Consider the following 19,194-nt stretch of genomic DNA (forward strand, 5'->3'; position numbering starts at 1 on the left):
CGACCGGGCACCCGCTCCACGAGATCACGCCGAGGCGACGAGGCTCTCGTACAGCTCGTCCGCCCGACGCCGAGTCGGGATCGGCGTGACGGCCCCGAGGCGCTGGACGACCTCGGAGGCCGCGGCCGCGGCGAAGTGCGCACCCTCCGTGGCCGGCCGTCCCTCGACCATCGACACGGCGAACGCGGCATCGAACGTGTCACCCGCGCCGGTTGCATCCACGGCACGTACCGGAAGCGAAGGGACGGCGACGTACTCGTCGGGTGACGCGACGATCGCACCGGAGCCGCCCATCTTCAGGACCACCATGGGCACGCCGAGCTCGAGCAGCTCCTGGGTGATCGCCCTCGGGTCCTCGTACCCCGTGAGCAGCCGACCCTCCTCGAGGTTGGGCAGCACGACGTCGACCATGCCGACCGTGTACCTCGCCACGGCGCGCGCCGTGTGCAGGGGCCAGAGCGTCGGACGGATGTTCGGGTCGTAGGCGATCTGCACCTTCGCCGCACGCGCCCGGTCGATCGCCGCGAACACCGTGTCGGATGCCGACCCGCTGATCGCCTGGGTGATGCCGGTGACATGCAGGACCTTCGCCTGCTCGATCCAGCCGTCAGGGATGTCCGACGGGGTCAGGGCCGAGGCTGCGGAACCGGCACGTCGGTAGACGAACTCGCTCGTCGCCCCGTAGCGCATGATGAAGTACAGGCCGGTAGGTCGTTCGTCGTCGACGATGACGTTCGAGGCGTCGACGCCCTCCTCGTGCCACATCTGCTGCAGGAGTGCGCCGAAGACGTCCGAGCCGACCTTGGTCAGGTAGCTCGACCGGGCGCCGAGCCGGCTGGCGGCGACGGCGAAGTTGGAGCTGTCCCCGCCGTAGCCGGTGCTGAACAGGCTTCCGGAGCGCGGACCGCCGACGGACTCGGAGTTGAACTCCACCATCGGCTCGCCGAAGGAGACGGTGTCGGACATCGTCAGATCCGCTGGTACTTCGCGAGGCCGGTGAGCAGCGAGCCGGACTCCAGGATGAGCTTTGTCTGCTCCTTCTCGCGCTCCTCGATCTCCTGGGCGGCGGCGAGCGTATCGTCGACGAGCTCGGCCGGGACCACTACCACGCCGTCCCGGTCGGCGACGATCAGGTCGCCCTGCCGGACCGTGACGCCTGCGATCTCGACCGGTTCACCGGCGGAGAGTGTGCGGAACCTCCCGACCGTCGTCGCCGGAGAGGTTCCCCGGGCGAACACCGTGAAGCCAGGAAAGTCCCGCTCGATCTCGGTCAGGTCGCGCACGCAGGTGTCGAGGACGACGCCCCCGACGTCGCGGGCCACCGCACCCGCAGTCATCAGTCCGCCCCACGCGGCCACATCCAGCTCGCCGCCGAGATCGATGACCATCACCGACCCCGCCTCGGCGACATCGAGGGCGTCCAGGGCGTGCTGAGGCGGCACCGCCTCGTCGGTGGGGCCCTCCTTGACCGTCGAGGCGGGGCCGACGAGCTTGTCCCCCACCTGCAGGCGAATCTCGCTCGAGACGTGGCCGTGCACGCCGAGACCCTGCAGCGCGTCGGAGACGGACGCCGTGGTGATGGCCCGGAACGCCTCGATGGTCTGGGGGCTGTAGGTGCTGGTCATCGTGAACTTCCTTCTCCTGGTGAACTCAGTGCGAGGAGCGTCCGTCGCGCCTCGTCGGTGATGCTCTGTGCGATACGTGCGTCGATGGGTCCTCCGGGGCTGAGCGCGCCGCCGACTCCGACCGCCGTGGCCCCTGCCCGCAGCCACTCGCCGGCGTTGGTGGAGTCGATGCCGCCGCTGGGCATGACCTTCAGTCCTGGCACCGGTCCGCGCAGCGCCCGCAGGTACGCGGGTCCCATGACCGATGCGGGGAAGAGCTTGACCGCGGCCGCTCCGTGGTCGATCGCGGTGAGCGCCTCGGTCGCGCTGAGGATCCCCGGGATCATCAGGACGTCCCGGGCGACGGCGTGGCTCAGGACCGCCAGGTCGAGGCCCGGGCTGACGAGGAACCGCGCGCCGGCGTCGATGGCCTCGCGCGCCTGCTCGAGCGTCCGGACGGTGCCCGCACCGACGACGAGATCCCCGCCGTCTCCCACGAGCTCCGCGATGAGCGCGCCGGCACCGGGCACCGTGTACGTCACCTCGACGACGCGGACACCCCCGTCGACCGCGGCCTCGATGGCGGAGCGGGCGCCGTCGACGCTCTCTCCGCGCACCACCATGACCATCCGGTGGGACTCGATCTGCGCGAGCACGTCCTCGGTACCTCGGGTGGGCATCGGACTCATGACGACTCCTCGAGCGGGACGAGGCTCTCGACCCAGTAGACCCGGGCGAGCATGGCCACGCTCTCCGGACGGACGCTGCGCAGCTGGATCTCGTTGCCCTCGACCCTGAGGATGCGGCCGTAGTCCTGCAGGTACAGCGTGTGAAAGCGCTCCGGCGGGAAGTCGAGGACGACACCGACCCTGACGGGCTCGCCCTCGTCGACCTGCGCGGCCAGCTCGTCATCGATCTTCCCGGGAGCCGCGATCGCGAGGTACAGCTGCCAGGCGAGGACGAGCGCGAGGACGACGAGGATCGTGCGTACCGGCCGGGTGCGCAGGAGCCGGCACGTCAGCGTCATGCCGCCTCCACCCCCAACATCCCCAGCAGCTCGTCGCGCAGCTCGAGGAATCGAGGGTCGGCCTGCACGTCCCGCCAGGACCGCGGCCGCTCGAGCGGCACCGTGATGTCGGCCGCCACCGTGGACGGCCTGCCCGAGAGCACGATCACCCGGTCGGACATGAAGATCGCCTCCTCGACGTCGTGGGTGACGAAGAGGACGGTGGGCTTCTCGCTCGACCAGATCCGCAAGACCTCCTGCTGGAGGACCCGCCGTGTCTGGGCGTCGATGCTCGCGAACGGCTCGTCCATCAGCATCATGGTCGGGTCGGTCACCAGCACGCGCGCGACGCCGGCTCGCTGGCGCATGCCGCCGGAGAGCTCGTGCGGGTACTTCGCGCCGAAGCCGCCCAGCCCGACGAGGTCGAGCATCTCGACGGCCCGTCGGCGACGTTCGGCCTTGCCGACTCCCTGCATCTTGAGGCCGAAGGCGATGTTGGCCTCCACGGTGAGCCACGGGAACAGAGCGAAGTCCTGGAACACCACGCCACGATCGGGTCCCGGGCCGGCCACCGTCGACCCGGAGACGAGGACGTCGCCGGAGGTGGGCTCGATGAAGCCGGCCACGATGTTGAGCACCGTCGTCTTGCCGCAGCCGCTGGGACCGAGCAGCGCGACGAACTCGCCCTCGGCGATCTCCAGGCTCACGTCCCCGATCGCCTGCGTGACGTCGCCGGAGTACGGGTCCACGTAGGACTGCGCAAGATGGGACACGGACAGGAGGCTCATCGGCCGATCCCTTCCACCAGGCCCCAGCGCTCGACGGTCGCCCTCTCGAAGGGCGCGAGCAGCAGGGCATCGGTCATGTACCAGAGGACGCCGAGAACGATCATCCCGACGAACACGAGAGTGACGTCGCCACCGCGGCGACCGTCGAACATCATGAATCCCACGCCGGAGGTGCCGATGATGATCTCGGCGGCGATGAGGGCGCGCCATCCGTAGCCGAGCCCTGTTCGGACCCCCGACGAGACGCCGGGAAGAGCTGCGGGCAGGACGACGTGCACGATGCGTTGCCAGCGGCTCGCACCGAGGCTGCCACCGGCACGGAGAAGGTTGACGGGCACGCGATCGATGGCGGCGACGATCGAGATGATGAGAGGGAACACCACCGTGTAGACGATGACGATGGTCACCGACGTCAACGAGAAACCGAACCAGATGATGAGGATCGGCAGCCATGCGATGTCACCGATCGCCTGGAAGAACAGCAGGAGCGGCCAGGTGAAGCGGCGCACGATGCGGTTGAGACCGATGAGGAAGCCGAGCAGGATCCCGATGACGAGGCCCCACAGGGCGCCGATCGCCAGGCGTTCGAGCGAGTCACCGATGTAGGACGGCAGGATGCCGCGCTGGATCGAGACGACCGACCTCTCGAGGACGACGCCAGGACCGACGAAGAAGGCGGTCGGAAAGACCTCCAGACGCGCGAGGAGCTCCCACCCCGCGACGACGACTGCGAACGGCCCCCACACCCGTATCCCGGGGACCCTGAGGACGTACGCCCAGCGGCTGGGGCGGCCCGAGCGTCCGGGCCGCCCGGTGCTGCCGGCCGGCGCGTCGACGGTGCTGGTGGTCATACGCCCACCGCCCGCGTCGCGCCCCAGCGCTCGACCGTGCGTCGCTCGACCGGGGCCAGGAGCAGTCGGTCCATCAAGAGCCAGAGCACCCCGATGATGATCATCATGAGGATGATGACGTCCGTGTGGTAGTACTGCCGGGCCAGGAACAGGCTGTACCCGAGTCCGGCACTGGTGGCGATCATCTCGGCGGCGATCAGTCCGCGCCAGGCGAAGCCCATGCCGACCCGGACACCGGTGGCGATGCTCGGCGCCGCGCCGGGGAGATGGACCTGCCAGAACATCTGCCACCGGCCCGCCCCCAGGCTGCGCCCCGCCCGCAGCAGGTTCGTGCTGATCTGTCGGGTACCCAGCATGGCGTTATAGACGACGCCGAAGAGGACCGCGTTGAACACCACGAAGATCACGGCGTTGTTGCCGTACCCGAACCAGAGGGTCGCCAGCGGGATCCACGCGATGCCCGCGAGCGCCACCGAGAAGCGCAGCAGCGGCGTGAAGAACCCGGACACAGCCTTCGAGGTTCCCATGAGGATGCCGAACGGAACTCCGACGGCGATGGCCGCACCGGCCCCGGCGAACACGCGGAACAGGCTGGACCCGAGGTGGTTCCACAGGGTGCCGTCGGCGATCATGGAGGTCAGGGCGGCCCACACCGCGGGCGCCGACGGGAAGACGCGCGGGGACACGTCGGCCGCCGGGACGACGACGATCCACACGAGCAGCAGCAGCAGGAAGGGGCTGACGAACCACGCGAGGTCCCGGGTGCGCGAGGTGCTCCTACCCGGCGGCCGAAGCTGTGCGAGCCGGGCCGGGCGCGCGGAGGGCCCGGCCGTGGTCGGCCGCTCCGCGTCGTGCTCCGCCGCGCTCACACGCACTGGTCCCCGTCCGGGTCGTACGTGAAGCCGTCGCCGATGACGGCGGACTCGGGGATGTCGTCCAGGTCCTCGAACAGGTCCGGGTGGGCCTCGGCCACCGCGAGCATGTGCTCGGGGACGAACACGTCGTTGACGTCGAACGTGTCTTCCGTCGCCTCGAGCCCGGCCAGCGTGGCCTGCGCGGTGTCGAGGGCGGCGTAGTTGCACGCCGACAGGCGCGGATCGAGCTGACGGATGTTGAACTCCATCGCCTGCTCCGCCACCTCGGGGTCGAGCGAGGACAGCCAGCGCGACGACAGCTCGGCGGCGTCGGCAGGGTTCTCCCGCATCCATTGGTCGGACTCCGCGCGCGCCGTGAGGAACTCCTCGACCAGCTCAGGGTTCTCCTCGACGAAGTCTCGCTTCGCCACGATGTAGCCGATGAATGCGATGTGCCCGCCTCCGCGCTGCACGACGGTGGCGCCCTCGACCTGGCCCTCGATGACGAAGGGCCAGGGGTCCCAGATGACGACGGCGTCGACGCCCTCGGTCTGCAGCGCGACGGCCATGTCGGGCGCCGCCGTGTTGACGATCTCGATGTCGTCGGCCGTCATGCCGGCATCCTCGAGAGCTGCCAGGAGGTAGAGGTGGTTGATCGAACCGACCGTGACGCCGATCCGCTTGTCCTGGTAGCTCGTCACGTCCTCGGTGATGCCCGATCCGTCACGGGCGACGACGGCCATCGTCTCGTCGATCCCGGTGGTCGAAGCGCTACCGGTGTAGTTGCCGACGATGACGTAGTCGGCGCCGGACAGGTGGGCGCCGATGAACGGGGCGCCGACCTGGGCGAACTGGATCTGGTCCGTCTCGAGCGCGTTGAGCATGTCGACGCCGCTCGCGAAGGGATCGGCCACCGTGACGTCGAGGCCGGCGTCCTCGAAGAAGCCCTGGTCGAGTGCCGCGGGCAGCCCGACCTGGTCGATCGCACTCACCCAGCCCGCCGCCACCTCCGCGGCGGTCCCGGCTCCGTCCCCGGTGTCACTCTCGTCGCCGTCACCGTCCGAGTCGGCGGGCGACGGCGAGCCTCCGCAGGCCGCCAGAACGAGTCCGCCGGCTACGAGGAGGGACGCGCCCAGTGGTCCGCGGCGCATGGTTCGGGTCATGGTGCATCACCTTTCACATCGTTGTGAGCCAGGCACCGTGCCGGGTCCCCGTCCGCCGGGAGGCGGCCCCGCCGGCTCGGTTCAACCTGTGCCTCGACGCTAGGCGAGGGCCGTCGCAGGAGGAACATCACTTCTCGGATCAGTTCGATCCGCGGTGCGGATACGGGCACGGATGCGCTGTGCTGGGACCGCGGCCTCAGGTTGCCCGGCGGGTGTCGGTCACCGCACCCGCGCCAACTACCCTGAGTCCGTGGACGAGCAGCGGACGTACCGGCGCACCTCCGAGACCGCTCCCCGTCCCCCCGAGTGGGACCGGCCGGTCACGCGCTTCTGGCCGGAGGCGCTGCTCGGCGTCCTCGCCGTCGGGCTCGCGTACGCCGCCGTGACGATGCCGACCAGCGGAACGTTGCTGGGCACCGTCGGGGTCTTTCTGCTGCCGCTCGCTGCACTCCTCGGTCTGGCGGCCCTCCTCGGGCCGCGCTCGCGGCGCCGGCCGGGGACCCTCGTCGCGGCCCGCTCGCCGGAGGGATACCTCCGCCTCGAGGCCGATCCGTCGGTCGCCCGCCTCGCGTTCTCGGCCTTCCTCGCGGCGGGTCTGACGGGCCCGTTCTTCGCCGTCGACGTTCTTCTGCAGGGCTCGAGCGCGGTGCTGCCACCGCCGTGGCTCACGCTCCCGATGTTCGTCGCCACGCTCGCGGGCCTGCCCATGGCGTGGGAGATCGGCCGGGGCCGCCTGCGCACCGCGCGGACGACGATCACGCCCGAGACGTTCGTCGTCGACGCCGTGATGACCACGCGCACGGTGATGTGGTCGCGGGTCCGCTCGATCGAGCCGGTCCCCGGGGCCGGGGCACGCGTGAAGGTGTCGAGCTCGGCGCCCATCGGCCGCGAGCGCCGCGGCAGCACGGGCCGCGGGCGGGCGACGACGGTCGTCGAGGACCCGCAGCTCACCGAGACGTTCTCGCTGGCCTCCTACCCGGGCGACCCCGCCGTCCTGCTCTCGATCCTCCGCTCGCTCGCGGACTCCCCCGACGCCGCGACCCGCCTGCTCGCCGAGACCGACCCGGGACAGGCCGCCGCCGAGCTGTGAGCGCGCTCAGGCGCCGGCGTGCTCGGTGAGCTGTGCGGCGATCTCACCCGCGAAGGCCTCGATCTTGTCCCACTCCCGGTAGTCCCCCTCCATGCCGCCGGCCATGCGGATCACGCTGCGCTCCCGCAGGCCGAGCAGGCTCGGGTCCAGGCGGCCGCGGAACGTGCGGTAGTCGATCGGGTCCAGGGCGGAGATGAAGCGCGCGGCCCGCATCGGGTCCTGCACCTCGCCGTGGGGTACGCCCGCGAGCCCCACCGAGAACACCCACACCGGGAGCGCCCTCAAGACGTCCGCGCGGCCGGTGACGAAGGCGCGCATCGACTCCATCCACTGCGTCATGTAGACGGCCGAGCCGACGACGACGGCGTCCACGCCGTCGAGCGAGACCGTGGACGACGGCGCGACGCGACGCGAGAGGTGGCCGGCGGAGCGCAGCACGTCGACGATGCGGTCGCCCACCTCGTCGGTGGCGCCGTGCCGGGAGCTGGTGACGACGAGGATCTTCATGACCTCACGATGACCGACGACGCAGCTCGCCCACCAGGGACCATCGTCCCCGGGGACGGACGGTCCGCTGGGCGAGCAGGACCGCTCCCGGCGCGGTGGAGGCGTCCGCATGCGGTCACGGCTCTGGCCGGGCCGTGCGGCCGGACGACCTCCACCCCCGCAGGACCGAACTCCCCCACCTCCACGCTGACGTGACCCCGCCGACCGAAATAACGTAAGTCCTCGTCCCCAGCACTCTCGTACCCCGTAAGGCGCCGCATGAAGATCCCCGTGACGAGCTCGATCGTCCTCCCTCCGATCGTCTACGTGCCGGTCAGCCCCGGCGCCCACAGCGGGTCTCCGCACCACGACCTGCTCGAGCAGGAGGACGGGCGCACGGGTCTTCCCGTCTACACCGCGCTCGACCGGCTCCAGTCCGCACGGGGCGTCGAGCACGGCTGGGCTCTCATGAGCCTCGCCGGCCTCGAGACCGCGATCAGCGAGGGCCTCGCGCACGTCGTCGTGATCGACCACGACGCCAGCCACCCGGCGCCCAGCGCCGAAGAACTGGCCGCCACTGCCCAGCTGGGGACCACCGGCCAGGCGGACACGAGATCCGCTTCCGACAGGCCGCTGACGCGCGCGACACCACCCACCACTCTGAGGGCCATGCCCGGATGGAGCACCAGCCGATGAGTGACGTTCTTCAGCTCGACGAGATGACTTTCGATGCCATGAAGCGGTATCACCTCGAGGCCGCGGACGCCGGCGCCCAGCTCGCCGAACCGGCCGACGGCGACTTCGGCTGGGGCGACGTCGAGGTCGCGGGCATCGTGGCACGCATCGCGGAGTGGATCGGGAGCTCGATCACCCACAACGCCGAGGTGGCCGCCGTGCTCCAGTACACCTGGGACAACTTCCAGGAGGACGACGACGACGCTGCAGCACTCTTCGGGACGGTGTGACGCGATGCCGATCGATACCGAGGTGCCCGGTGACCCGGACGTCGTGCTCGAGGTCGCCGACTGGTTGAAGAAGGCGCACGAGGCACTGGTGGCCGCCTCGAACGGCGCCGCGCTCGCCGTCCAGCAGGGGAGCCAGGGATTCTTCGGCGACGCCGGAGATGCCTACAACGCGTGGGGCTCGGACCTGAGCGACGCGCTCTCGGAGGCGAACCATCGGACGGACGACGCCGAGGGCAAGGTCCGCACGTACAACACGAAGCTTCGGCTGCTCCAGTCCGAGATGACGACCATCCGCACAGGGGCGGTCGACGACGGCCTCGAGGTCAGCGGGTTCCTCATCCTCGAGCCGGACCCGGCGCCGGGTGTCGCCGCCTGGAACCCGTTCAACCGGAACCGCACGTTCGGCGACTACCTGCGAGAGATGGAGGACCACCGCCTCCAGCAGGAGAAGGTCGATGCCTACGACGATGCCTTGACGAAGGTCACGCGCGAGAAGGAGGAGCTTCTGGACTGGATCGACTCCGACCTGGGGCCGGCACTCGAGGCGGTGCAGGCCCAGGCGGGCCTGGACCTGCTCACCGGTGTCACGATGACGGCCGGGATGGAGATCGGTGAGGCCGGGCTGCGCGAGGCGGCCGAGCGGTGGGACCGGCGGGCCGAGGACTGGTATCAGCGGTCCGACGAGATGCCCGCCAAGGGCAACCGCCGGCCGCGCAGCCGAACCTGGCAGTACGGCAACGACAACGCCGGGGCGGCGAAGTGGACCAAGAGGATCGGAAAGTCGGTGCCGTTCGTGGGCTGGGGCCTGACCGGGTACGACCTCTATACCCGTGACGACGACTCGACCGTCATGGTCGAGTCCATCCCGTTCATCGGGTGGGCCGCGGGCCCCTTCTACGAGAAGCATGTACCCGAGCACATCCGCACCCGCGCCGACGACCTCATCGACGACGTCACCGACGACATCTTCGACAAGGCCCAGAAGGTCTGGCCCTTCGGCTAGTCCGGATGATCGGCCGGTCCGCATGCTCGATCTGCGCGGACCGTGCTCGACGGGCGCGTACCGCACTCTCGACGAAGGGCTGCGCCCCGAACCGGTCAGGCTCAGCCGCGGAGCGTCGCCCCGTGCCGCGTGCCCACCTCGGTGACGATCCGCTCGCGCACCTCGGCGATGTCCTCGGCCGTGAGCGTGCGGTCGGGTGCCCGGAGGCGCACGGCCACGGCGTAGCTCACGCGGCCCTCGCCCACCTGGTCGCCGGAGTAGACGTCGAACAGGCGGACCTCCTCGGCGAGCTCGCCGGCCGCCTCGGCCACCGAGCCCACGACGTCCGCCGCCGGTATCACGGCCGCGACGACGAACGCGAAGTCCTCCTTCGCGGACGGATACGTCGACACGGCACGCACCTGCACGGGCTCGGTCGGGGCGGAGGTCAGCACGTCGAGGTCGAGCTCGAACGCGGCCGTGCGGGCCGGCAGGCCGAGCCCCTTGACCACGTCCGGGTGCAGCTCGCCGGCGTGCCCGAGCACCGCGTCCTCGCCGTCGGCCACGCCCACGCCGACGATCCGCGCGCTGCGGCCCGGGTGGAACGGCGCGATCGCGTCGGCCTCGACCCGGACCTCGACCCCCACCACCGCGGCGGCGGTGCGGGCGAGCTCGATGGCGTCGGCCCAGTCGGCGGCGCGCCCGGGAGCGAGCGGGCCGGCGGGGACCTGGACGCCCCCGAGCACGCCCGCGACGTGCCGAGGCTGGTCCGGGACGGCGGCGTCGAGGGCGGCCAGCTCGTCGTCCGACGGCCGTTCGGCTGCGCTCGGCGTGCTCGTCGCGACCGTCCCCGACGGGCGGGTGACGAGCCCGGTCTCCAGCAGCGCGAGCGGCCCGGAGCTGCGCGCGACGTTCCGGCGCGCCGCCTCGAGCAGCGTGTCGAGGATCGACGTCCGGAGCGCGCCGGCGTCCTCCGCCAGCGGGTTGGACAGGCGCACGACGGCGCGCCGTTCGTCGTCGGGGGCGTAGCCGAGAAGATCGTGGACGTCACCGATGAACGGGTAGGTGAGCACCTCGGTGAGGCCGGCCTCGGCCAGCGTCCGGGACACGTCCCGACGCCGGACCTGCGCCCGCGTGAGGCCGCCGCCCTGCGGGGCCGACGGGAGGATCGAGGGGATCTCGTCGTAGCCGTCGAGGCGGGCGATCTCCTCCACGAGGTGCGCGGGGCCGACGAGGTCGGGGCGCCACGACGGCGGGGTCACCGCCAGCGGCCCGGAGGGCTCGATGCCCGCGTCGGTCTCGGACCCGAGCGTCCCGAAGCCGACCGTGCAGCCGATCTGCGTGAGCAGCTCGACCACGCGCTCGCGGGAGTAGTCGACGCCGACGAGCCGGCGCGCCTCGGCCGGGTCGAACACGATGGCCTGAGGCAGGGCGGGCTCGCCGACGTCGCCGACCATCGCCTCGTCCGCGGTCCCTCCGCCGAGCTCGACGAGCAGGTCGACGACGCGCTGCGCGGCCACGGGCGCGAGCAGCGGGTCGACGCCGCGCTCGAACCGCTTCGCGGCCTCCGACGGCAGCCGGTGTCGGCGCGCGGTGCGGGCGACGCTGACCTGGTCGAAGTGGGCGGCCTCGACGAGCACGTCGGTCGTCGAGGCGGACACCTCCGTCGAGGCGCCGCCCATGACGCCGGCCAGGCCGAGCACCCGGGAACCGTGGCCCGCCGGGGAGTCCGTGATGAGCAGGTCCTCGGGGTGCAGCGTGCGCTCGACGTCGTCGAGGGTGGTCAGCCGCTCCCCCGCCGCCGCGCGGCGCACGACGATCGGGGCCGCCAGCGCGCCCAGGTCGTAGGCGTGGATCGGCTGGCCGAGGTCGAGCATGACGTAGTTCGTCACGTCGACGGCCAGCGAGATCGGGCGCATGCCGCTCGCGCGGAGGCGGGCGGACAGCCACGTCGGCGTCGGGCGGGCGGGGTCGATGCCCCGCACGACGCGGGTGACGAACCGGTCCGCGCCGGCGACGCCGTCGATCGGGGCCTCGTCGGCGAGCTCGACGCCGAAGGCACCGGCCGTCGGCGCGGGTACCGCGCCGCCGGGCAGGTTCTCGGGCAGGCCCGGGTCGGTGAAGGCCGCACCGGTGGAGTGGTGGTACTCCCGCGCGACGCCGCGCATGGCGAAGCAGTAGCCGCGGTCGGGGGTCACGTTGATCTCGAGGACCTCCTCGCCCAGGCCGAGGACGCCGGTGAGGTCCGAGCCGAGCGGCAGGTCGTCGGCCGCCTCGGCGCCGAGGAGGTCACCGAGGTCGATGATCCCGTCGTGGTCCTCGGACAGGCCGAGCTCGGCGGCGGAGCAGATCATGCCGTCGGAGACGTGCCCGTACGTCTTCCGGGGCGAGATCCGGAAGTCGCCGGGCAGGACGGCGCCGGGCAGGGCGACGACGACGAGCTGGCCGGCGTACACGTTGGGCGCCCCGCAGACGATGCCGCGGGAGGCGACGTCGGCGGGCTCCTTGCCGGTACCCGGGGCGTCGTTGAGCTGACCGACGTCGACCCGGCAGTAGCCGACCGTCTTGCCGTTGGCGTGGGTCTCCTCGACCCGGGACAGCACGCGGCCGACGACGAGGGGCCCCGTGACGGCGGGCGGGACGACGCCCTCCTCCTCGAGCCCGACGCGGACGAGGTCCTCGGCGAGCTGCTCGGCGGAGGTGCCGGCGGGGACGGCCGCGTGCTCGGCGAGCCAGGAGATCGGGACGTACGGCATCTCAGTTGCCCCTTCCGGTGGTGCCGAACTGCTGGGTGAAGCGGACGTCGCCCTCGACGATGTCGTGCATGTCGGCGATGCCGTGACGCAGCATGAGCGCGCGCTCGACGCCCACGCCGAACGCGAAGCCCGTGTAGCGCTTCGGGTCGATGCCGACGGCGCGCAGCACGGCCGGGTTGACCATCCCGCAGCCGCCCCACTCGATCCAGCCGGCGCCGCCCTTCTTCTGGGGGAACCACAGGTCCATCTCGGCGCTCGGCTCGGTGAACGGGAAGAAGCTCGGGCGCAGGCGCGTGCGCGCCTCGGGGCCGAACATCGCGCGGGCGAAGTGGTCGAGCGTGCCCTTGAGGTGGGCCATCGTCAGACCTTCGTCGACGGCGAGGCCCTCCACCTGGTGGAACACCGGGGTGTGCGTGGCGTCCAGGGCGTCGGTGCGGAACACCTTGCCCGGGCAGGCGATGTAGACGGGCGGCTCACGGTCGAGCAGCTCGCGCGCCTGGACGGGTGAGGTGTGGGTGCGAAGGACGAGGCCGTCCGCGGCGCCGTCGATCGCCGTCCCGGACGGATCGGTGACCTCGCCGACGTAGAACGTGTCCTGCATCTGCCGCGCCGGGTGGTCCACGCCGAAGTTGAGGGCGTCGAAGTTGAACCACTCGTGCTCGAGCTCGGGGCCCTCGGCGATCCGCCAGCCGAGCGAGCTGAAGTGGTCGGAGACCTCGTCGATGAGCCCGGTCAGCGGGTGGCGGGCGCCGGCGGGGCGCGGTCGGCGCACGGTGACGTCGACCGTCTCCTCGCGCAGGACCCGCTCGGCCTCCTCCGCCTCGAGCTCGGCCTGCCGGGCGGCGAGCGCCCGCTGGACGCGGCCCTTGGCCTGGCCGAGGATCTTGCCGGCGGCGGGCTTGTCGGCCTTGTCGAGATGCCGGATCTGCTGGTTGGCGCCCGAGATCGGCGAGGAGTCGCCGACGTGGGCGAGGCGCGCGGCCTTGAGCTCCTCGAGCGTGGCCGACGCGGCGAACGCGTCGGTCGCGGCGGTGACGGCGGCATCGATGCCGGCCTCGTCGAGCGGGCTCAGGGGCTGCGGGTCGTCGATGGGCACGGTTCCCGATCCTACCGACGCAGCGGGCCGGGCCTGACCGCGGGATTGCGGCGCCCGGGGTGGCGGAGCGCGGGGTGGCGGAGCGCGGCTACGCCTCGGGGTCGGCCCAGTCGTCGGGCCGGACGGACGCGGCCACGACCGTGCGGCGCAGCCACTCGACCGCGGGCGAGAGCCCCTCGCGGCGGTGGTAGAGCCGGACCGAGACCTCGGGGACGTCGAACGGCAGGCTGCGCGTCACCAGGCCCGCACGCCCCGGGTAGGACCGGTAGGCGCCCCACGGGAGGACGGCCACGAGGTCGGTGCGCTCGAGGATCGCGGGGACAGCCGCGAACGTGCGCGTGCTCAGCGCGACCCGGTGGTCGATGTGCAGCCGGTCCATCACCTGCTCGGGGATCCGGTGCCCGACGGCGACCGGCACGACCACGTGGGAGGCGGCGGCCACGTGCTCCGGCGTGAGGCGCACGTGCGCGAGCGGGTGCCCGCGGCGCATCGCGAGCACGTACCACTCGTCGAACAGCAGGTCGTCGGCCAGTCCCCCGCCCAGCGTCGTGGTGGCGACCGCGAGGTCGACCTCGCCGGTGAGCAGCCACGTGCGCGCCTGGTCGACGTCCATCGCCACCACCTCGAGGTCGACGCGCGGCGCCTCGTCGACGAGCCGCTCGACGACGCCGGGCAGGATCGCGGTCTCCCCGAGGTCCGTGAGCGCGAGCCGGAACCGGCGCTGCGACGTCGTGGGGTCGAACCCGCGCGCCCGCTCGACGGCGACCCGCAGCGCACCGATCGCGCCGGCCGAGTCGCGGTAGAGAGCGTCGGCGAGCTCGGTCGGCCGCACCCCGCCAGGAGCGCGCACGAAGAGCTCGTCGTCGAGGCGCCGTCGCAGCCGGCCGAGCGCGTGACTCACCGTCGGCTGGGACAGGCCGAGGTCCGCCGCCGCCCGCGTGACGTTGCCCGCCTCGTAGACGCGGACGAACGTCGCGAGGAGATCCAGGTCGACGTCGGCCACCCGCCGATCATAGATGTGGTGCATGTCGATGGAGAAGCAATGTCATTGGTCGTGCATACGGAGCGCCGCTAGCATCACGGGTGGCGGCCTCCCGACGTGCGGGGCCGCGTGCCGGTCACCGCCGACCGGGCCAGCCGCACGAAGGAGTGCAGATGAGAACCTCGAGAGCACTGCCGACGCTCGCCGTCGCCATGCTGACCCTGGCCGCCTGCGGGGGCGGCGACGACTCCACCGAGGACGACGACGGCGGCGGCGAGGACACGGCGGCCGACGAGAACGGTTCCGACGGCGGCGGGGACGCCGGAGGCGGTGAGCTCACGCCCGTCACGGTGGCCGCCATCCCCATCGCGGACACCGCGGCCGTGTGGCTCGGCGTCGACGAGGGCTTCTTCGAGGAGGAGGGGCTCGACGTCACGATCACGACGACGGGCGGCGGCGCGGAGGCCATGGCCGGCGTCGTGTCCGGGGAGAACGAGTTCGCCTTCAGCAACGTCATCTCGATCATGCTCGCCGTCGAGCAGGGCCTGGACGTCCGGTTCGTGACCAACGGGACCTCCGCCGAGGGCTCCGAGGGCGGCTTCGGCGCGCTCGTCGTCTCCGAGGACTCCGAGATCCAGAGTGCGGACGAGCTCGAGGGCCTCACCGTCTCGGTGAACAACTTCTCCAACATCACCGGCGCGACGGCCAGCTACTCGATCGAGGCCGCGGGCGGCGACCCGGACACGGTCGAGTGGGTGGAGATCGCCTTCCCGGACGCGCAGGCCGCCGTGGAGGCCGGCAACGTCGACGCGGCGATGATCGTCGAGCCGTTCATCACCGCGGCGGTCGAGAGCGGCAACCGGGTGATCGCCTGGCCGTTCCAGGAGATCCCCGACCTCGACATCGCCGGCTACTTCGCGTCCGGCGACACGATCGAGAACGACCCGGAGCTCGTCGCCTCGTTCCGGTCTGCGATGAACCGCTCGCTCGAGTACGCCGCGGAGAACCCCGACGCCGTGCGCGACATCATCGGCACCTACACCGAGATCCCCGAGGACGTGCTGGCGGAGATCGCGCTGCCCACGTTCCGCACGGAGTTCAACGTCGAGGCGATGACCGAGCTCGGCGAGGCCGCCACCCGGTTCGGGATCCTCGCCGCCGAGCCCGACCTCGAGCTCGTCCTCCCGCTCGAGGAGTAGGCCGGAGCCCGAGCACGCACCACCGGCGACGTGGCCGCACCGCCCGCGGCCGCGTCGCCGGGGCGTGCCCGGACAGTCGTACCAGACCAGCAGACCCACCGGGCGTACCGGCCCACCAGAGCGCCGGACCCGGCAGATCAGGAGCAGCACCATGCGCGTCGCAGAAGCAGTTGGCCGGACTCTCGTCGAGCTCGGCGTGGAGCAGGCGTTCGGCGTCGTCGGGAGCGGGAACTTCCACGCCACCAACGCCCTGACCGACCACGGCGGAAGGTTCGTCGCCTCCCGGCACGAGGCCGGCGCGGCGCTCATGGCCGACGCCTACGCGCGCCTCACGGGCCGGGTCGCCGTCGTCAGCCTCCACCAGGGCTGCGGCCTGACGAACGCGATGACGGCCCTGACCGAGTCCGCCAAGAGCGGCAGTCCCGTCGTCGTCATCGTCGGGGACACCCCGCCGACGGCGCGTCACACGTCGAACTTCTGGATCGACCAGGCGGGCGCCCTGCGCGCGCTCGGGATCGAGGTCGCGCGGGTGCACAGCGCGCGGACCGCCGTCGCCGACACCGCCGCCGCCCACCGCCTCGCGCTCGAGCACGGCCGGACGGTCGTGCTCAACATGCCGCTCGACGTCCAGGAGGAGGACGTCGAGTGGTCCCCGGCGAGCGTCCCGGCGGCCGTGCCCGTCCACGTCCCGGCACCGGACCCGGCCGGTGCCGACGAGATCGCGCGACTGCTGGCGAGCGCCGACCGGCCCGTCATCGTCGCCGGGCGCGGGGCCCGCCACGCGCGCGCCGAGCTGGAGCGCCTCGCCGAGGCGAGCGGCGCACTGCTCGCGACCTCCGCCGTCGCGCGGGGCCTGTTCGCGGGGAACCCCTGGGCGCTCGACGTCATGGGCGGGTTCTCCTCACCGGGCGTCGCCGACCTCATCGCGGGGGCGGACCTCATCGTCGGGCTCGGCGTCGCCCTCAACAGGTGGACGTGCCGCAACGGCGACCTCGTGGCGAACGCACGGCTCGTGCACGTCGACCGCGACGCCGCCGCGATCGGGAAGCACCGCAGCGTCCACCTCGGCGTCGTCGGGGACGCCGCGCTCACCGCGACCGCGGTGACGGACCGCCTCTCGACGTGGGCGCGAGGATCCTCCGCGCGCGGTCCGGAGGCCGGCTCCGCGCCCGCCTCGCCGGCCGGCACCTCGAACGGCTTCGCAGCCGGCTCCGCCCCCGGCGGTGCCGCTCCGCGCGAGGGGTACCGCAGCGCACGGGTGCGCGCGCTGCTCGACTCCGGCGTGCTCTGGCCCGACGTCCCCTACGAGGACACCTCCGGGGACGGCCGCATCGACCCACGCACGCTCACGCTCGCGCTCGAGCGCGTGATCCCGGCCGAGCGCGTCGTCGTCACGGACGCCGGCAACTTCACCGGGTATCCCGCGAACTTCCTGTCGGTGCCCGACGCCCGCGGCATGATCCTGCCGCTCGCCTTCCAGTCGATCGGGCTCTCGCTCGGCATCGGGGTCGGGGCCGCCGTGACGCGGCCGGACCGCCAGGTGGTCGTCGCGGTGGGCGACGGCGGCTTCATGATGAGCCTCGTCGAGCTGGACACCGCGGTGCGCGAGCGGCTCCCGCTGATGGTGGTCGTCTACAACGACAGCGCCTACGGCGCCGAGATCCACCACTTCGACGCCGGCGACGACATGACGACCGTGACGTTCCCCGAGACCGACGTGGCTGCGATCGCCCGCGGCTTCGGTTGCGAGGGCGTCACCGTGCGCGAGGTGGGAGACGTCGAGCAGGTCCGGGCGTGGCTCGACGGCGACCGCTCGCGCCCGCTCGTCGTCGACGCGAAGACCACGGTCTTACGCTCGTGGGTCGAGGAGCACGTCTTCCAGGGCGACGCGTAGCGGTCCGACCGGGCCGCGCGCCCGACGACGTCGTCGGGGTGGCCATCGCCACTCGCCCCTGGGGCGGAACCGGTTCTACGGTTGTGGCATGACCGTACCGACCGAATCAGACGTCCCCGGCCTCAAGCGGCTCGAGCCCAGCCCGAACCGTCGCGGCGTGCGCGAGCACATCGTCATCGTGGGCGGAGGATTCGGCGGACTGGCCGCCGCGCGCGCCCTGAAGAACGCCGAGGTCGACGTCACGCTCGTCGACAAGAACCTCTACAACACGTTCCAGCCGCTGCTCTACCAGGTGGCCACCGCCACGCTGAACCCCGGCGACATCTCCTACTTCCTGCGCTCGGCCCGCGGCAAGCAGAAGAACCTGCGCGTGGTGCGCGGGGAGATCACCGGCGTCGACGCCGAGGCGCACCGCGTCCAGCTCGCCGACGGCCGGCGGATGCGCTACGACCGCCTGGTCCTCGCCGTCGGGGTGACCGCGAACTTCTTCGGCACGCCCGGCGCCGACGAGCTCGCCTACCCGCTCTACACGCGCAGCCAGGCCATCCGCCTGCGCGACACCCTGTTCGCCCGGCTCGAGGCGGCCGCCCAGCACCCCGACCCGGGTGACGTGCGCGTCGTCGTCGTCGGAGGCGGCGCGACGGGAGTCGAGACGGCCGGGGCACTGGCCGAGCTGCGCAACAAGGACTTCCCCATCGCCTACCCGGACATCGACAAGGCGCGGATGCACGTCACGCTCGTCGACATGGCGCCGAACCTGCTCTTGCCCTTCTCCGAGCACAGCCAGCGCTACACCGCCAACGCCCTGCGCGAGCGCGGCGTGGACCTGCGGCTCGGCAACGGTGTGAAGGAGGTGCGCTCCGACGGCGTCGAGCTCGCCGACGGCACGTTCCTGCCGGCGATGGTGGTCATCTGGGCCGGTGGCGTCACCGCCTACCAGCAGGTGGGCGAGTGGGGCCTGCCGCAGGGCAAGGGCGGCCGGTTCGAGACCGACGAGTACCTCAGGGTGGTCGGCGTCGACGACGTCTACGCCGTGGGCGACGCCGCGATCAGCCCGGCCGGTCTGCCCCAGCTCGCGCAGCCGGCCATCCAGGGCGGCGAGTACGTCGGCGCCGTCATCGCCGAGGAGACCGGCGCGGCCCGCGACCACCGGCCCGCGCGCCGGGCGCGACCCTTCACGTACGACGACCAGGGCATCCTCGCCACGATCGGCCGCAGCTCGGCGGTCGCCGAGGTCCGCGGGCTGCCGAACCTCACCGGGTTCCCGGCGTGGACGATCTGGACCGGCGTGCACCTCATCTCGCTGCTCGGCCAGCGCAACCGCGTCGCGACCATGGTCAACCTCGGCTCGCGCTACCTCACGTGGCGCGGCGGACACAACATCATCGTCGGCGACGCCCCGCCCGAGGCCCGGTTCCCGCGCACGCACGTGTCCGGTGGCAAGCCCGAGATCAAGGCCCCCGCGGGGACGTAGCCGC

19 protein-coding genes are annotated in these 19,194 nt (G+C 72.1%); 7 read left to right on the forward strand and 12 right to left on the reverse strand.

Going from position 1 to position 19,194, the window contains the following annotated elements; genetic code table 11:
• Positions 1 to 24: 24 nt before the first annotated feature.
• From AC24HA_RS12220 to AC24HA_RS12255, 8 genes are read right to left on the reverse strand one after another with little or no spacing between them, the layout of a single operon-like run.
• Positions 25 to 966, reverse strand: a complete 942-nt coding sequence (locus AC24HA_RS12220) for a sugar kinase (RefSeq protein WP_425708642.1) — start codon at positions 964 to 966, stop codon at positions 25 to 27.
• A gap of 2 nt (positions 967 to 968) precedes the next feature.
• Entirely contained in the window at positions 969 to 1,625 is a 657-nt protein-coding gene (locus tag AC24HA_RS12225; RefSeq protein WP_425708643.1) for an RraA family protein, read from the reverse strand.
• On the reverse strand, positions 1,622 to 2,293 hold the full coding sequence (locus AC24HA_RS12230; protein WP_425708644.1) for a bifunctional 4-hydroxy-2-oxoglutarate aldolase/2-dehydro-3-deoxy-phosphogluconate aldolase: 672 nt from the start codon (positions 2,291 to 2,293) through the stop codon (positions 1,622 to 1,624). Before AC24HA_RS12230 ends, AC24HA_RS12225 begins: the two co-directional genes overlap by 4 nt.
• Positions 2,290 to 2,631, reverse strand: a complete 342-nt coding sequence (locus AC24HA_RS12235; protein WP_425708645.1) for a hypothetical protein — start codon at positions 2,629 to 2,631, stop codon at positions 2,290 to 2,292. Before AC24HA_RS12235 ends, AC24HA_RS12230 begins: the two co-directional genes overlap by 4 nt.
• Positions 2,628 to 3,398 (reverse strand): ABC transporter ATP-binding protein, encoded by a 771-nt coding sequence (locus AC24HA_RS12240; RefSeq protein WP_425708646.1) that lies wholly within the window; start codon positions 3,396 to 3,398, stop codon positions 2,628 to 2,630. Before AC24HA_RS12240 ends, AC24HA_RS12235 begins: the two co-directional genes overlap by 4 nt.
• On the reverse strand, positions 3,395 to 4,249 hold the full coding sequence (locus tag AC24HA_RS12245) for an ABC transporter permease (protein WP_425708647.1): 855 nt from the start codon (positions 4,247 to 4,249) through the stop codon (positions 3,395 to 3,397). The genes AC24HA_RS12240 and AC24HA_RS12245 overlap by 4 nt, the downstream gene beginning before the upstream one ends.
• Positions 4,246 to 5,118: an ABC transporter permease gene (locus tag AC24HA_RS12250; RefSeq protein WP_425708648.1), complete on the reverse strand. Its 873-nt coding sequence runs from the start codon at positions 5,116 to 5,118 to the stop codon at positions 4,246 to 4,248. Before AC24HA_RS12250 ends, AC24HA_RS12245 begins: the two co-directional genes overlap by 4 nt.
• Positions 5,115 to 6,266, reverse strand: coding sequence for an ABC transporter substrate-binding protein (locus AC24HA_RS12255; protein WP_425708649.1), 1,152 nt, complete (start codon positions 6,264 to 6,266; stop codon positions 5,115 to 5,117). The genes AC24HA_RS12250 and AC24HA_RS12255 overlap by 4 nt, the downstream gene beginning before the upstream one ends.
• Before the next feature lie 250 nt (positions 6,267 to 6,516).
• Here AC24HA_RS12255 and AC24HA_RS12260 point away from each other — a divergent pair, with 250 nt between their 5' ends.
• Positions 6,517 to 7,356: a hypothetical protein gene (locus AC24HA_RS12260; protein ID WP_425708650.1), complete on the forward strand. Its 840-nt coding sequence runs from the start codon at positions 6,517 to 6,519 to the stop codon at positions 7,354 to 7,356.
• A gap of 6 nt (positions 7,357 to 7,362) precedes the next feature.
• Here the strand turns inward: AC24HA_RS12260 and AC24HA_RS12265 are convergent, their stop codons facing one another.
• The gene (locus AC24HA_RS12265; RefSeq protein WP_425708651.1) at positions 7,363 to 7,863 is read right to left on the reverse strand and encodes a flavodoxin domain-containing protein; all 501 of its coding nucleotides are present in this window, start codon (positions 7,861 to 7,863) and stop codon (positions 7,363 to 7,365) included.
• Positions 7,864 to 8,121: 258 nt separating this feature from the next.
• Between AC24HA_RS12265 and AC24HA_RS12270 the strand changes: the two genes are divergently transcribed.
• The 3 genes from AC24HA_RS12270 to AC24HA_RS12280 are packed head-to-tail and all read left to right on the forward strand — an operon-like array spanning position 8,122 to position 9,810.
• Positions 8,122 to 8,538 (forward strand): SseB family protein, encoded by a 417-nt coding sequence (locus tag AC24HA_RS12270; protein ID WP_425708652.1) that lies wholly within the window; start codon positions 8,122 to 8,124, stop codon positions 8,536 to 8,538.
• On the forward strand, positions 8,535 to 8,807 hold the full coding sequence (locus AC24HA_RS12275) for a hypothetical protein (protein ID WP_425708653.1): 273 nt from the start codon (positions 8,535 to 8,537) through the stop codon (positions 8,805 to 8,807). The genes AC24HA_RS12270 and AC24HA_RS12275 overlap by 4 nt, the downstream gene beginning before the upstream one ends.
• A 4-nt stretch (positions 8,808 to 8,811) precedes the next feature.
• Positions 8,812 to 9,810, forward strand: coding sequence for a hypothetical protein (locus AC24HA_RS12280; RefSeq protein ID WP_425708654.1), 999 nt, complete (start codon positions 8,812 to 8,814; stop codon positions 9,808 to 9,810).
• Positions 9,811 to 9,911: 101 nt separating this feature from the next.
• On the opposite strand, the gene pheT is transcribed toward AC24HA_RS12280, so the two are convergent.
• From pheT to AC24HA_RS12295, 3 genes are all read right to left on the reverse strand, one after another.
• Positions 9,912 to 12,545 carry a phenylalanine--tRNA ligase subunit beta gene (gene pheT / locus AC24HA_RS12285; RefSeq protein ID WP_425708655.1) on the reverse strand — a complete coding sequence of 878 codons (2,634 nt, stop codon included), beginning with the start codon at positions 12,543 to 12,545 and terminating at the stop codon, positions 9,912 to 9,914.
• Position 12,546: 1 nt separating this feature from the next.
• Positions 12,547 to 13,641: a phenylalanine--tRNA ligase subunit alpha gene (gene pheS / locus AC24HA_RS12290; protein ID WP_425708656.1), complete on the reverse strand. Its 1,095-nt coding sequence runs from the start codon at positions 13,639 to 13,641 to the stop codon at positions 12,547 to 12,549.
• Positions 13,642 to 13,729: 88 nt separating this feature from the next.
• Complete coding sequence (locus AC24HA_RS12295; protein WP_425708657.1) at positions 13,730 to 14,644, reverse strand: LysR family transcriptional regulator; 915 nt, start codon at positions 14,642 to 14,644, stop codon at positions 13,730 to 13,732.
• 152 nt (positions 14,645 to 14,796) lie between these two features.
• On the opposite strand from AC24HA_RS12295, the gene AC24HA_RS12300 reads away from it, so the two are divergent.
• The 3 genes from AC24HA_RS12300 (at position 14,797) to AC24HA_RS12310 (ending at position 19,190) form a co-directional block, all read left to right on the forward strand.
• A complete protein-coding gene (locus AC24HA_RS12300; RefSeq protein ID WP_425708658.1) occupies positions 14,797 to 15,822 on the forward strand; it encodes an ABC transporter substrate-binding protein in 1,026 nt (341 codons plus the stop codon).
• A gap of 151 nt (positions 15,823 to 15,973) precedes the next feature.
• Positions 15,974 to 17,716 carry a thiamine pyrophosphate-binding protein gene (locus AC24HA_RS12305; RefSeq protein ID WP_425708659.1) on the forward strand — a complete coding sequence of 581 codons (1,743 nt, stop codon included), beginning with the start codon at positions 15,974 to 15,976 and terminating at the stop codon, positions 17,714 to 17,716.
• Between the two features lie 88 nt (positions 17,717 to 17,804).
• Complete coding sequence (locus AC24HA_RS12310; protein WP_425708660.1) at positions 17,805 to 19,190, forward strand: NAD(P)/FAD-dependent oxidoreductase; 1,386 nt, start codon at positions 17,805 to 17,807, stop codon at positions 19,188 to 19,190.
• Positions 19,191 to 19,194: the final 4 nt, after the last annotated feature.

The sequence above is a fragment of the Georgenia sp. Z1491 genome, assembly GCF_057652395.1.